The 12,897-nt window shown below is 37.5% G+C and carries 14 protein-coding genes and 1 pseudogene; 12 read left to right on the top strand and 3 right to left on the bottom strand.

The annotated features are described in order from the left end of the window. Positions 1 to 36: 36 nt before the first annotated feature. Positions 37 to 1,848 (bottom strand): oligoendopeptidase F, encoded by a 1,812-nt coding sequence (gene pepF / locus FA727_RS07340; protein ID WP_136830254.1) that lies wholly within the window; start codon positions 1,846 to 1,848, stop codon positions 37 to 39. Positions 1,849 to 2,023: 175 nt separating this feature from the next. Continuing rightward, a complete protein-coding gene (gene yhfH, locus FA727_RS07335; RefSeq protein ID WP_126409864.1) occupies positions 2,024 to 2,158 on the bottom strand; it encodes a protein YhfH in 135 nt (44 codons plus the stop codon). Between the two features lie 302 nt (positions 2,159 to 2,460). Between yhfH and FA727_RS07330 the strand changes: the two genes are divergently transcribed. Further along, the gene (locus FA727_RS07330) at positions 2,461 to 4,614 is read left to right on the top strand and encodes a PAS domain-containing protein (protein ID WP_136830253.1); all 2,154 of its coding nucleotides are present in this window, start codon (positions 2,461 to 2,463) and stop codon (positions 4,612 to 4,614) included. Between the two features lie 22 nt (positions 4,615 to 4,636). Here the strand turns inward: FA727_RS07330 and FA727_RS07325 are convergent, their stop codons facing one another. Further along, positions 4,637 to 5,374 carry a hypothetical protein gene (locus tag FA727_RS07325; RefSeq protein ID WP_136830252.1) on the bottom strand — a complete coding sequence of 246 codons (738 nt, stop codon included), beginning with the start codon at positions 5,372 to 5,374 and terminating at the stop codon, positions 4,637 to 4,639. A gap of 136 nt (positions 5,375 to 5,510) precedes the next feature. On the opposite strand from FA727_RS07325, the gene FA727_RS24365 reads away from it, so the two are divergent. From FA727_RS24365 to FA727_RS07275, 11 genes and pseudogenes are all read left to right on the top strand, one after another. Next, on the top strand, positions 5,511 to 5,663 hold the full coding sequence (locus FA727_RS24365; protein ID WP_170209243.1) for a hypothetical protein: 153 nt from the start codon (positions 5,511 to 5,513) through the stop codon (positions 5,661 to 5,663). A gap of 14 nt (positions 5,664 to 5,677) precedes the next feature. Then, positions 5,678 to 5,869, top strand: a complete 192-nt coding sequence (locus FA727_RS07320; RefSeq protein WP_136830251.1) for a YbxH family protein — start codon at positions 5,678 to 5,680, stop codon at positions 5,867 to 5,869. A 52-nt stretch (positions 5,870 to 5,921) separates the two neighbouring features. Beyond that, positions 5,922 to 6,431, top strand: coding sequence for a hypothetical protein (locus FA727_RS07315; RefSeq protein WP_136830250.1), 510 nt, complete (start codon positions 5,922 to 5,924; stop codon positions 6,429 to 6,431). Positions 6,432 to 6,702: 271 nt separating this feature from the next. Further along, positions 6,703 to 7,389: pseudogene (locus FA727_RS07310) on the top strand (acyl-CoA dehydrogenase family protein); the annotation flags it as partial. Between the two features lie 42 nt (positions 7,390 to 7,431). Then, the gene (locus FA727_RS07305; protein WP_136830249.1) at positions 7,432 to 8,619 is read left to right on the top strand and encodes a thiolase family protein; all 1,188 of its coding nucleotides are present in this window, start codon (positions 7,432 to 7,434) and stop codon (positions 8,617 to 8,619) included. A 25-nt stretch (positions 8,620 to 8,644) separates the two neighbouring features. Then, entirely contained in the window at positions 8,645 to 9,820 is a 1,176-nt protein-coding gene (locus FA727_RS07300; protein ID WP_136830248.1) for an acyl-CoA dehydrogenase family protein, read from the top strand. A gap of 105 nt (positions 9,821 to 9,925) precedes the next feature. Beyond that, complete coding sequence (fabG, locus tag FA727_RS07295; RefSeq protein ID WP_136830247.1) at positions 9,926 to 10,690, top strand: 3-oxoacyl-ACP reductase FabG; 765 nt, start codon at positions 9,926 to 9,928, stop codon at positions 10,688 to 10,690. A gap of 14 nt (positions 10,691 to 10,704) precedes the next feature. After that, a complete protein-coding gene (locus tag FA727_RS07290; RefSeq protein WP_136830246.1) occupies positions 10,705 to 11,154 on the top strand; it encodes a MaoC family dehydratase N-terminal domain-containing protein in 450 nt (149 codons plus the stop codon). Continuing rightward, positions 11,151 to 11,555: a MaoC/PaaZ C-terminal domain-containing protein gene (locus tag FA727_RS07285; protein ID WP_136830245.1), complete on the top strand. Its 405-nt coding sequence runs from the start codon at positions 11,151 to 11,153 to the stop codon at positions 11,553 to 11,555. Before FA727_RS07290 ends, FA727_RS07285 begins: the two co-directional genes overlap by 4 nt. A 74-nt stretch (positions 11,556 to 11,629) precedes the next feature. Further along, entirely contained in the window at positions 11,630 to 11,956 is a 327-nt protein-coding gene (locus FA727_RS07280; RefSeq protein WP_136830244.1) for a hypothetical protein, read from the top strand. Between the two features lie 129 nt (positions 11,957 to 12,085). Then, positions 12,086 to 12,847, top strand: a complete 762-nt coding sequence (locus tag FA727_RS07275; RefSeq protein WP_136830243.1) for a class I SAM-dependent methyltransferase — start codon at positions 12,086 to 12,088, stop codon at positions 12,845 to 12,847. Positions 12,848 to 12,897: the final 50 nt, after the last annotated feature.

Genomic DNA, 12,897 nt, shown 5'->3' with positions numbered 1-12,897 from the left:
CTAGCGGACTAGAGAGCTTTCAACCGTATAATTATTCTATTCGTAACTTTCCTCAAGAATATCGATTAATGAACCAACATATGCTACTGCTTTTTTAATAGGCTCAGGCTGTGACATATCAATGCCCGCATGTTTCAATAAATCAAGCGGTGTCTTTGTTCCTCCTGCTTTTAAAACTTCTAACCATCTGTCGACAGCAGGTTGGCCTTCTTCTTTAATCAATTGTGACATAGCAGTGGAAGCTGTTAAGCCAGCCGAATAAGTATAAGGATAGAGACCCATATAATAATGTGGTTGACGCATCCACGTTAAGCTAGCACCTTCATCTAAAACAACGGAATCTCCCCAGAATTCGGAAAGGACATTTCCTTTGACCTCACATAATACTTTTGCCGTTAATGGTGTACCTTTTTCAGCTAAAGCATAGACTCTTCTTTGGTATTCACCCTCTAATAAATGAGTCACAAAGTTGTGGTAATACGTACCGAGCAACTGTAACACAACCCAACGTTTCATTTGTGGATCTGTTGTATTCGAAAGTAAATGGTCACCTAAAAGCATTTCATTCATCGTAGAAGGGGCCTCGACAAAATACGTAGAAGGTCTAGTATTCATAATTCGTTGATTCTTATTCGCTAAATAGAAATGTCCTGCATGTCCTAGTTCATGAGCAAGGACGAATGCTCCTCGCATTGTGTCAGTCCACGTAATCAAAATGTAGGGATGAGAACCATAAGGACTTGAACAGAATGCGCCTGTAGCTTTCCCGACATTATCAGCTAAATCGACCCATCTTTCCGTTAATCCTTTTTTCATGATCTCTGAATACTCAGGACCCATGACTTTTAATGCTCCTAAAATGACTTCACTTGCTTCCTCATAAGTAGTTTGTGGATTGAAATCGGGATCTAAAGGTGCTTTTAAATCACAAAAGCGGAGCTCGTCCAGTCCTAATACTTTCTTCTTTAAATGAGCATATCGACGCATATGAGGAGCTAACTCTTTTTGGATAATATCCAGTTGATTATTGTACATTTCAGTCGTCACTTGCTGTGGCTGTAAAAGCATGTCCGTAACTGAATCATAACCTCTTAATTTAGCTAAGGTTACTTGCTTCTTTACTTCTGTTGCATAAGTTGCAGCAAATGTATTTTTATAGTTGTTTAATGTCTCTACAAATGAATCATACGCTTTTCTACGAGTATTTGTATCAGGTGTAAATTCATAACGATCTTCAAATAGAGCAAAAGAGTTTGGCAGTTCAAATCCATTTTCATCTTCAATGGATTTGAATTGCATATCAGCCAATTTGCTTGTTTGATAGATAGCATAAGGAGCATCATGTACGATTCCTAATGCTGCTAAAACTTCCTCAGTTTCAGGAGAAAGTCGATATTTTTTCTCATCTAAAATGTCAATTAAAGTCTTTTCAAATGGTTTTAAGCCATCCTTTTGTAAGTAAGCCTGAATGGTTTCTTCTTCTATTAAAATGATTTCTGATTTGATAAAAGAAAGAGTTGCATCTACTTTTGAACGCAGATTACCAATAATAGAGGCATTTGCTTGATTGATCGGGTCAGTCCCGTCACCTGATTGCTTTAACTGTGCGTACACGACAACCAAAATTAACTTCATTATTAATTTTTCTTGTAGTTCAAGACATTCTAATAATGTACTTGCGCTCCCATGGAGTCTTCCTTTGTATGTTGAAAAGGAAGATAGCTCTGCTTCTATTGCAGCAATTTCAGCTTCCCAGTCTGCTGGGGTCTGAAATAAATCTTCAAGTTTCCATGTAAGTTCTACAGGGACTTCTTCACGCTTCAAACGTCTAGCAACAGTTTTCTCCATTTATTCTCCTCCTTATGTATGGCAGGGCACTATTATTTCGATACCCTAATTAAATAATAGCATAATTTTAAATATAATTAATATATTCTTCTAAATATTTTATGAAATGAATCAATTACTAGATTAAAAGAAAAAATGCAATGAGGCTGTATGAACTCCTCATTGCATTTTTTCTTTACTCAACCTTTTTTGATAAACAGCGGTCGCATTCCATTAAATAGGATTCTGCTTGCTCCTGCATCACCTGCCCACACTCAGGACAAACCTTTTTTGGTAACGTACGGAAAAATTCAACTGGACTTTGAATCATCGTAATCCCCTCCTTGTTTGACACAGTTTATCATTGTTCGTTCTGTTATAGTACAGTATACGCGAAAGTTTAGAAAAAGTGTACTGTTTTTTATAAAAAATTCTGAATTCTAATATCTTGTCCCTTTTTAGTGAATAGATAAAATATTCCTTTCTTGTTGCGACACTTTCCATTACAATCATAGTTGTAATGTTAGGATGTTTTCGTAAAAAACAATTTAAGCACCAGGATATATTGATGATGCATGGCTCTTGCCAGAATAAAAGAGCTTTATATAAACAGCAAAAAGGATTGATACATGGATGGAAAATCTTTTGAACTCAGTGGACCCGATTATTATGGGCGTCGCTGTTATTTTAACAATGATGGCAACGTATTCAGCTTTAGATATGTTTTCAATGCTAAGGACATCTGAACGAAATAGACCACTATTATTTATCGGTGGCTCATTATCGTTAAGCTTCGGTATTTGGATCATGAATTTTTTGTTGGCATTAGATGTAACTGCAACTTCAAATTATAATTTGCTTATTACGCTGTTGGCAATCGTAGTGGGGATTTGTTTTACAGGGATGTCTTTTTATGCTGTTTCGATTGAGAATACATCTACAATTCATATACTTATTGCCAGCTTCTTAATGACTGGTGCGGTTTGTGCCATTCATACAATTGGGATGTTTGGGCTTGAAATGTCGATCACATACAATATAGCCATTCTGGTTGTAGCAGCTGTTCTTGTATTTGTGTCGTTTTATTTTGTGTTTTGGCTCCTGTATAATCCGAGAATCGGAAGCCTTACTAAAAAGACGTGGCTTCGTCCTTTGAGTGCTTTGATTATTACAGGGGCAGTCGTTGAAGGGCATCTGTTACTTTTAAAAGCTACGAAAATTGCTGAAAGTGATCGAATAATCGACGGTACTCCCTTTCAAGACAGCTTTCTTATTTATGTCATCTTAATAATTGCCGTCCTTATTTTAAGTGGATTAATTGGTTCGAGTGCACTTGTAAGCAAAAGGCTGGCTGTTTCCGACTCTAATTTAAAAGATATAAAAGCTGCTCTAGATGTATCTTCGATTGTGGCTATTACTGATGCAAAAGGTACAATTACTTATGTGAACGATAAGTTTGTTGAAATCTCTCAATTCTCACGAGAAGAATTAATCGGACAAAATCATCGGATTTTAAATTCTGGTTACCATTCAAAAGAATTTTTTCAATCTCTATGGAAAACGATTGGAAATGGTGGGGTATGGAAAGGTGAGATTTGTAATAAAGCGAAGGATGGAACTTATTATTGGGTAGATACGACGATTGTTCCTTTTTTAAATGATAAAGGGAAACCTTATCAATATGTATCCATTCGGACTGATATTACCGATCGGAAAACCTCCGAAAGAAAATTGAAGGAAACAGTCAAAGAGATCACAGACATTAAATTTGCTTTAGATCAATCATCCATTGTCGCTTTTACGGATGCTAAAGGAATTATTACAAAAGTGAATGATAAATTCTGTGAAATATCAAAATATAGCAAGGAAGATATTATCGGTAAGGATCATAGCGTTCTAAACTCTGGCTATCATAGTAAGCAATTTTTCCAAAACCTATGGAGGACGATTGGGAACGGACATGTTTGGAAGGGAGAAATCCGAAATCGAGCAAAGGATGGATCCTATTATTGGGTAGATACGACGATTGTTCCTTTTATGAACGAGAATGGCAAGCCGTATCAGTATTTAGCGATTCGTAATGATATTACGGAGAGGAAACGTACAGAAGACATATTACATCGTCAAGATAAGCTTGCTGCAGTTGGACAGCTTGCAGCTGGTGTTGCTCATGAAATCCGCAATCCGCTTACTTCAATGAAGGGTTATGCCGAAGTACTACTTGAAGATGAAGTTGAGCCTCAAAAGCGCGAATTTGTTGAAATTATATTGGATGAAATTGATCGAGTGAATCAGATTGTTGAAGATTTTATGGTGTTAGCAAAACCGAGAGCAGTGGACTTAAAGGAAAAGAATATTGTTCCGATTGTCCAAACTGTTGTATCATTACTGGATTTTGAAGCGAGGAAGAAAAAAGTGCGGATGCACCTAGAGGCTCCTGACGATATTGTCCAGATTGAATGTGATGAAGACCGTTTAAAGCAAGTGTTCTTGAATTTTATCAAAAATGGAATCGAAGCGATGCCAAATGGTGGCGATATAACTGTAAAAGTAAATGTAGAGCAAGAGCAAGTTAAAATCTCGATTCAAGATACTGGGGTTGGAATTCCGGAGGATAAGCTGAAAAAGATCGGTGAACCATTTTTCACAACAAAGAAAGATGGAAATGGTCTCGGTTTAATGGTTAGCTACAAGATTATCGAGAGTCACAATGGTACTGTTTATATTGAAAGTGAATTGAACAAGGGTACAACATTTAATATCATCCTGCCAGCACATACAGCTTAAAAAACGAGCGAACCCCCATTAATTATTGGGGGTTTTGTGTTTCCTTTACTTTTTCTTTGTCATCTTTTGAAACCAAGAATCTTTGTATCGGGCTCGTAATACGTTGAAAATTGTTCTCTATGCTCTCAACAATATGTGAGGCACGTTCGTAAATAACTGAGCGAAGATGATCAATTTCTCCATTAATCTTTTTAATTAGTCCTTCTTGTTGATCGAGGCGTTCCATCACGGTATTATGAAAAACCTCTTGTAGGTTAAGCTTATTTGAGAATTCATCGTATACTTCATCTTGTTTTTTCAATTGTTCTGAAATGGCTTCATTTTCATCCAACTTGTCGGCAATTTTCGAAAGAATGGTATCCTGCACCGACTGCTGTTCTAATATTGCCTGAGTTAACAGCCCATCTGCTTTCATCTTCTCGAGTAATGCTCCATTGTTTTTCTCTAAAAGCTCTAATCTTTGCAAAAGACTTTCTGTGATTTGTTCTTGTTGTTCGATAAAATGAAGCACTTGTGAATCTAATTCTTCTTTTTGTTTAAGCTTATTGATTACTTCTGTCATTTGGTTATTTTGTGATTCGCGAGTGCTTTTAATAAAGTGGCGCACTTGTTTCACCGATTTAGCTAATGATTTGTTTATGGTTGCTTGCCCATCAAATATATCTTGTAAATAGCTCCTTCTAAATTCTTTTTGATTGGAGCTATTTTTTATAGAATGAAAAACCTTAGGTTTTACTTTAGGATCTTGATATAAGCCCATTTTTTCACATCCTTCTCTATTTTTTCAATTTCCTACGATTATCGTATGAAACGGGATCTTAAAAGGAAACTTCTTAAATCAAAGTTAGCATAAACGTCTTGTACTCTGGCCAAAGTAAGTAAAAGGAGATGAACATATGAATAAGAAGAAAAATGGGCAGGAACCAACTATGGCCCCTGGAATGAATGATCAAGAAGAATTAAAACAAGATGCAACGAATGAAGAAATTGATAAAGGCGAATACACGAATGTGACGAGACTGTCCTTTGATGAGGTTGATCCAAGCTAAAGGAGACGAGAAAAATGGGTGCTATTGATCGAAATGGATATCGGTTTGAAACAGAATTTAGTGTCATCAACCAAAATGGGGCAATTCATGTATTTCATGAAGGAGAATTCATGGAGGAAATTCCGTTTTATTTTGAAGGGAAGTTTCCAGAGCCCAATCTGTTAGAGGAATTAGTGGAAGATTACTGCGAGAAGCATAATATCTAAAAATATGTATATTACTTTTGCTTTCTCTCATAATAGAGAGGAGGTGGTTTGTTTGAAAAAGTTGTTTTTTTTGTTGTTAGTATTATTTGTAACTATAAATGCGCCAATACATAGCAAAGCAGAAGAACAAGAGTTATCTGCAAAATGTAAGAAGATGCTTGAGGAAACGAAAGCTGAGTATATTAATTTAGTGAATAATGATGTACTTTCTAGTTTTGATTTACTTGAGAGGGAGCCAGTCGTTTATTTTACTGCAAGCGAGCTTTGGAAAAATGAAATATTATCAGGGAAAAATGAGGTCTTTGATTCACTGAAAAAATTGATGACAGGAAAGTATCGAGGAGAAAAGAGACTTTATTTTTTTGAGCCTGATCCGAAAATTGGCTATATCCTATTCAAAGATATTAACAATAATAATGTTATGTTAACTATCGAAAAAGAACAGGATAAATGGGTATTAAAGGAAAAAATAGTGAAGGAAGGAAAAGAAATTTCATTAGAGACAGCAAAGTGTGACGAACAACATTTTATGCAGAAGATGTTTGATAATTTATATCCTTAAAAGGTGGGTCATCTAAACAGATGGCTCAATTTTTTTTGCGTAGGAAATTACGGATTTTGCCAAGAAGGCAGACTTATGTGAAAAGGATTAAAACATCTCTTTGTAGAATTAGAACAGGTATACAGAGGTTTGAAATTCAGCATAATTTTTACTCAATAGAATACATAGACATATAAAGGAGGGAAAATATGAATTTTCAATTAGACGAGGAAACACTTTTGTTAAAGACAACCATACGCCATTTTATAGAAAATGAAGTCGAGCCCAATGACATGGAATAACAAATGCTCCAATCGCGGATGTGTTTACGGTCATGGCTGTTACAGATTCTACAAAGGGGGCAAAAGGCATCACTTCGTTTATTGTAGAAAAGGATTTTCCTGGTTTTAAGGTAGGAAAGATAGAGAGAAAGATGGGTCTAAAGGGCTCTCATTCTGCAGAGCTAATTTTTGAAAATTGTGAGGTACCGGAGGAAAATGTGTTAGGTAAAGAAGGGGAAAGCTATGTTAATGCTCTGAAGATATTAGCAAATGGCAGGGCTGGACTAGCTGCTCGCAATCTAGGCTCCTGTCAGAAATTACTGGACTTATCTATGGCTTATGTTATAGACAGAGAGCAGTTTGGAGTTCCCATTATTGAACATCAAGCAATTGCACATATGGTAGCTGAGATGGACCTAGAAATTGAAGCACTGCGTTCCTTTACATATCGGGTCGCATGGATGTTCGATCAAAAACATAAAGTCATTAAGGAAGCGGCCATGTTAAAGCTCTTCGGTTCAGAAGTATATTATCGTGTGGCTGATAAGGCTGTCCAGGTTCAGGGAGGATTGGGGTATATCCAAGATTATCCGATTGAACGCTATTTTCGTGATGCAAGGATAACACGGATTTACGAAGGAACTTCTGAAATTCAAAAGAATATCATAGCAGCTCAACTGAAGAAGGAATACAGTTAAGAAAAATGTGTGAGCCATGGAGAAAGGAGGTTATCCACTATCGTGAAGGAAGATATTGTAATCGTAAGTGCTGTAAGAACTCCGATTGGAAAATTTGGTGGTAGTTTGAGAAATATTAGTTCAGGTGAGCTTGGAGCCATTGTTGTAAAAGAAGCAATATGTCGCACAAGTTTGGTTCCAGAGCAAATTAGTGAGGTCATCTTGGGTGAGGTAAGGCAATCAACTGAATCTTCAAATGTTGGACGTGTTGCTGCCTTAAGAGCAGGACTACCAGAGACAACACCTGGTTTTACCGTAAATCGATTATGCGCCTCAGGAATGCAAGCGGTTACATCTGGAGTACAACAGATTTTATCTGGACATGGAGACATCATTATAGTTGGTGGCACGGAAAATATGAGCCGAGCTCCAATCTATTTGAGAAATTCTAGGTTTGGTGAAGGAAATCCTTATTTAGTAGATTCACATTTAGAGAATGGACAGCAACCCATTGAAATATATGGTGTTGAACTAGGGATGGGAATCACTGCAGAGAATGTGGCAGAAAAATATCAGATTTCTAGAAAGGATCAGGATATTTTTTCACTCCAAAGTCAGCAAAAAGCAGCGGCTGCCATAAAAAATCAAAAATTCATGGAAGAAATTGTGCCAGTGGAGGTAAGGGAAAAAAAGCGAACTTTCCTATTTGTAGAAGATGAGCATCCACGAGCGGAAACCACATTAGAAAAATTAGTAAAGCTTAAACCAGTATTTAAAGAAAATGGAGTAGTTACTGCAGGTAATGCATGTGGCCGAAATGATGGGGCAGCGGCTATGATTCTTATGAAAGCAGAGAAAGCACGCTCGCTAGGTGTAAAGCCTTTAGCAAAAATTGTTGATTGGGCAGTTTCAGGAGTTTCTCCAGAACTTATGGGGATTGGCCCTGTTCCTGCAATTGAAAAACTATTAGAACGTACCAACAGAAAGAGCCAAGAGATCGGATTGATAGAGTTGAACGAAGCGTTTGCCGCACAGGCACTAGCTGTAATTCAAGAGGCACGGTTAGACTTGGAAAAAGTGAATGTCAATGGAGGGGCAATTGCCTTAGGACATCCTATAGGGGCAACGGGTGCGCGGATCATGACTACCCTATTGTTTGAAATGAGAAAAAGAGATGAACAGCTTGGTATAGCTACTCTTTGTGTCGGCGGTGGACAAGGAATGGCAATCATGCTGGAGTTATGTAAATAAGATTAAAAAACGGGAGTGATAAGTGATGCATTTACGATTAACCGATGAACAAAAAATGGTGCAACAAACGATTCGTAAGTTTGTGGAAAAGGAATTAATGCCATTAGAGAATGAGGTCTTAAGAAATGAAAGAGAAGGAAGACCAAGCTTGCCTGCTGGAAAACTTAAGGACCTTCAGCTAAAAGCAAAGGAAGCAGGGTTTTGGGGAATTAATACACCAGCAGAATATGGTGGGGCGGACTTAGGCCAAATGATGATGGCAATCGTTATGATGGAAACCTCAAAAACATTTGTACCTTTTTCATTTGGCGGCTCAGCTGATAATATCCTCTATTATGCGAATGAAGAGCAGAAAAAGAAATATTTGATTCCAACGATTAATGGTGAGAAAAAATCGTGCTTTGCGATGACTGAGCCAAGTGCTGGTTCCGACACAAGAAATATTAAAATGACAGCCGTGAAAGACGATAGTGAATGGGTACTAAATGGGGAAAAGACGTTCATTACTGGTGGGAATGAAGCTGACTTTGTTATGGTTATCGCGATTACAGACAAAGAAAAGCATCAAGCAACAGGCCGTGATGGTGTAACATGCTTTATTGTAGATCGTGATATGGGCTGGAAGTCAGAATATATCCATACGATGGGTGAATGGGGACCAGCTGGATTAGTATTTGATAATGTTCGAGTACCAGAGGAAAATATTTTAGGAGAAGTACACGGTGGATATAAACTCGGATTAGAATGGATCGGTTTTGCTCGCTGGGTTGTCGGAGCCAGAGCAGTTGGTGCAGCTGAACGACTTTTACAAATGGCTATTGATTATTCGAAGGAACGAATTACATTTGGAAAGCCTATCGCTGAGAGACAGGCGATTCAATGGCAAATTGCCGACTCGGCTGTGGAAATTGAAGCAACTAAATGGCTCGTATTAAATGCTGCCTTCACATTGGATCATGGAGAGGATAATCGACATTTGGCTTCCATGGCTAAATTGTATGGTTCTAACATGGGGAATCGTGTTGTTGACCGAGTCCTTCAAATCCATGGGGGAATGGGTTATACGCGGGAATTGCCGATTGAAAGATGGTACCGTGAAGCACGACTATGGCGAATTTATGATGGAACAGATGAAATTCAGCGCATGATTATTGCGAGAAATCTAATTAAGGGTCATGTGAAAGTTGGGCAATATATTTAGTATTTGAGAGTTATATTTTTCATTTTTCCCAATAACTAGTATAATTGTATATACAAAATTCAGAATTAACCATAAACTAACCATAGGTTCAAGGAGGAAGTGCAAATGGCTGGAAGATTTGCAGGTAGAGTCGCATTTGTAACTGGCGGAAGTCGAGGAATAGGAAAAGCAATAGTGGAGCGCTTTGCCGAAGAAGGAGCCAAAGTGGCATTTATTGACGTAAATGAGGAAGCGCTTTCTGAAGCGACTAATGATTTAAGTGAAAAGGGTTATGAAGTATTTTCAAAGTTTGCTAGTGTAACAGATGAACAACAAGTTGAGGATGCAGTAAGGGAGGCTTATGAAGCACTAGGATCACTGGATATTCTTGTGAATAATGCAGGTGTAATCAGAGATAATCTTCTTTTTAAAATGACAGATTCAGACTGGCAGACGGTTATGGATGTTCATTTAAAAGGATCCTTCTTTACTGCAAGAGCGGCACAAAAGTATATGGTGGAAAATAAGTATGGAAGAATCATCAATATTTCCTCCACTTCTGCTCTTGGCAATCGAGGACAAGCAAATTATGCCACTGCCAAAGCAGGGTTACAAGGTTTTACGAAGACATTGGCGATTGAATTGGGCCGTTATGGAATAACAGTTAATGCAGTTGCTCCTGGTTTTATTGAAACCGATATGACAAAGGCAACGGCTGAACGGATTGGAATATCGTTCGAGGAATTAATAAAGGCTAGTGTATCACAAATTCCAGTAGGGCGAACTGGAAAGCCAGAAGACATTGCCAATGCTGTAGCGTTTTTTGCTGATGAAAAATCATCATTCGTTAGTGGTCAAGTGATTTATGTAGCAGGTGGACCGAAAAATTAAGGTGAGGTGAAATCATGTTATCTGAGTCTGTCGGAAAAAAATCTAATAAGGTTCGGAATACAGTAGAAAAAGGAGCAGTCAAAAAGTTTGCGGAAGCAGTTGGAGACTTGCAAACTATATATATAGATGAGAAAGTCGGGAAGAATTCTCGTTATAAAACAAATATTGCACCACCTACATTTCCACGAGTTTTTGATTTTGGCATTATTGAAGGATTTAAGCTTCCAAGTGTTGGGCTTATACATGGAGAACAGCATTATCACTACGAGAGACCTCTACTAGTTGGTGAAGAGGTCCAATGTTATTCAGAGGTTCATAGCTATGTGGAGAAAACGGGAAGCTTTGGGAAAATGGGCTTTTTATCAATTAAACAATATGGGGAAGACATTAATGGAGAGCTTATTTTTAGCTCAGAGCAGATCATTATTGTTCCAGAAGCTGTCGCAAGGGGGCTTGGCATATGAGCAAGTTAAACGAACTACAGGTTGGGGCAAAGCTTTATGAAATTGTACTTTCCCCAGTATCACGATTAGACCTAATCAAATATGCAGGTGCTTCAGGTGATTACAATCCGATTCATACAATTGATGATGAGGCTAAAAAACTTGGACTTCCAGGAGTTATTGCTCATGGAATGTGGACGATGGGAAACTTGGCGAAGCTATTTACTTCATATTACGAAGAAGGCTTTCTACAAGATTACTCGATCCGCTTCCAAGACATGGTGTTCTTAGATGATGTCATTACATTAATGGCCGAGCTAACAGAAAAAGAAGAGACTAAGTTGAAATTTAGTGTCGCAGCCATCAATCAACGTGGCAAAGAAGTGTTAAAGGGTAGTGCTGTTTTTGCACTTTACGAATAAAAAAATTAACTAATTTCCAATTCGAAGACCAATCAGACATGATTTGGTCTTCGCTATTTTAAAGGGAGGATATCATGAAAAAGCTGTGGTTTGCGATTTTTACAGTTTTGGTAATGGGAATTGAATTTGGGATATCTTATTTGATTTTCTTTTTATTTAACTATCAATTACTTGGAGCGATGTTTCTTGTAGGATTGGTTTGTTCCTTAGTCACTATTTTTTTCTCGAGTTCTGGAGGAATAGTCTCAAATTATACGGAATCAAATTTTGCAACAAGCATTTTAGGATTGAAAAATGGTTATAAATTCAAACGAACTTTGGGCTCAGTATCAGTGAACTGCTTTAATCTTGGGTCAGTACTGTTTTTTGTCCTTGGATTTGTTATAGCTTTTGCAATTTGACGTATTCGAATATAATTGACAACGTGCTTAGGATTGAATATCCTGCGCTTTTTATTGTATATTTGGAGGATATTACCAACTTTGATGATATAATTTGTCCTAATAGAGATAAAAAAGGGGAGACTGTCGATGAAAAAGAATTTGAGTTATATAGAAATAAATTCAAAAATGTGGGATGTTTGGGCCTCAGAAGGTGGAGATTGGTCAATCCCGATCTCGCATGAAGATTTTATAAAGGCAACTCAAGGAATATTTGAAATATATTTGACTCCTTGTAAACCGGTTCCGAAAGATTGGTTCATACCATTAGATGGAGCAAAGGTTTTAGGACTTGCCAGTGGAGGTGGACAACAGTGCCCAGTCTTTGCTGCACAAAATGCTAAGGTTACTGTTTTTGATAATTCGGACAAGCAGCTTGAGATGGAACAAATGGTTTCAGAAAGAGAAGGCTACACAATCGAAATCATTAAAGGGGATATGAGCAAACAACTTCCCTTTGAAGATGATACTTTTGATATGATTTTCCATCCTGTTTCGAATTGCTATGTTGAAGATGTTGAGCATGTTTGGCGAGAGAGTTTTAGAGTACTCAAAAAAGGTGGCGTGCTACTTTCAGGTTTTACTAACCCTGCTTTGTATTTATTTGGAGAAGGAGAGGAAGAGCTGAAGGTAGTCGATAAATTGCCATATAACGGAATGGAGAGTAGTTCGAAAAACGTTGATGAATTAATTGTTGCAAGTGGTGTGCAATTCAGTCATTCTTTAGAAACTCAAATTGGCGGACAATTGAAAGCTGGATTTCAATTAAAAGAACTGTATGAAGATAAGCATCATAAAGGAATATTAACCGAATATATGCCATGTTATATTGCAACAAAATCTGTGAAATAGCATTTTAGGGGACCTTAATGGGTCCTTTTTGTATGGGAAATTCCCTACAT

The organism is Robertmurraya kyonggiensis, assembly GCF_005116465.1.
Lineage (GTDB): Bacteria > Bacillota > Bacilli > Bacillales > Cytobacillaceae > Robertmurraya > Robertmurraya kyonggiensis.
The sequence above is the reverse complement of the archived record's forward strand: the minus strand, read 5'-3'. Positions and strand labels throughout refer to the sequence as shown.

What these genes read in the sequence shown, in the direction of transcription:
- FA727_RS07300 (WP_136830248.1), top strand. Translation starts at nt 8,645, where the DNA reads ATGCATTTACGATTAACCGATGAACAAAAAATGGTGCAACAAACGATT.
- FA727_RS07280 (WP_136830244.1), top strand. Translation starts at nt 11,630, where the DNA reads ATGAAAAAGCTGTGGTTTGCGATTTTTACAGTTTTGGTAATGGGAATT.
- FA727_RS07325 (WP_136830252.1), bottom strand. Translation starts at nt 5,374, where the DNA reads ATGGGCTTATATCAAGATCCTAAAGTAAAACCTAAGGTTTTTCATTCT.
- yhfH (WP_126409864.1), bottom strand. Translation starts at nt 2,158, where the DNA reads ATGATTCAAAGTCCAGTTGAATTTTTCCGTACGTTACCAAAAAAGGTT.
- FA727_RS07275 (WP_136830243.1), top strand. Translation starts at nt 12,086, where the DNA reads ATGAAAAAGAATTTGAGTTATATAGAAATAAATTCAAAAATGTGGGAT.
- FA727_RS07330 (WP_136830253.1), top strand. Translation starts at nt 2,461, where the DNA reads ATGGAAAATCTTTTGAACTCAGTGGACCCGATTATTATGGGCGTCGCT.
- pepF (WP_136830254.1), bottom strand. Translation starts at nt 1,848, where the DNA reads ATGGAGAAAACTGTTGCTAGACGTTTGAAGCGTGAAGAAGTCCCTGTA.
- FA727_RS07290 (WP_136830246.1), top strand. Translation starts at nt 10,705, where the DNA reads ATGTTATCTGAGTCTGTCGGAAAAAAATCTAATAAGGTTCGGAATACA.
- FA727_RS07285 (WP_136830245.1), top strand. Translation starts at nt 11,151, where the DNA reads ATGAGCAAGTTAAACGAACTACAGGTTGGGGCAAAGCTTTATGAAATT.
- fabG (WP_136830247.1), top strand. Translation starts at nt 9,926, where the DNA reads ATGGCTGGAAGATTTGCAGGTAGAGTCGCATTTGTAACTGGCGGAAGT.
- FA727_RS07320 (WP_136830251.1), top strand. Translation starts at nt 5,678, where the DNA reads ATGGGTGCTATTGATCGAAATGGATATCGGTTTGAAACAGAATTTAGT.
- FA727_RS24365 (WP_170209243.1), top strand. Translation starts at nt 5,511, where the DNA reads ATGAATAAGAAGAAAAATGGGCAGGAACCAACTATGGCCCCTGGAATG.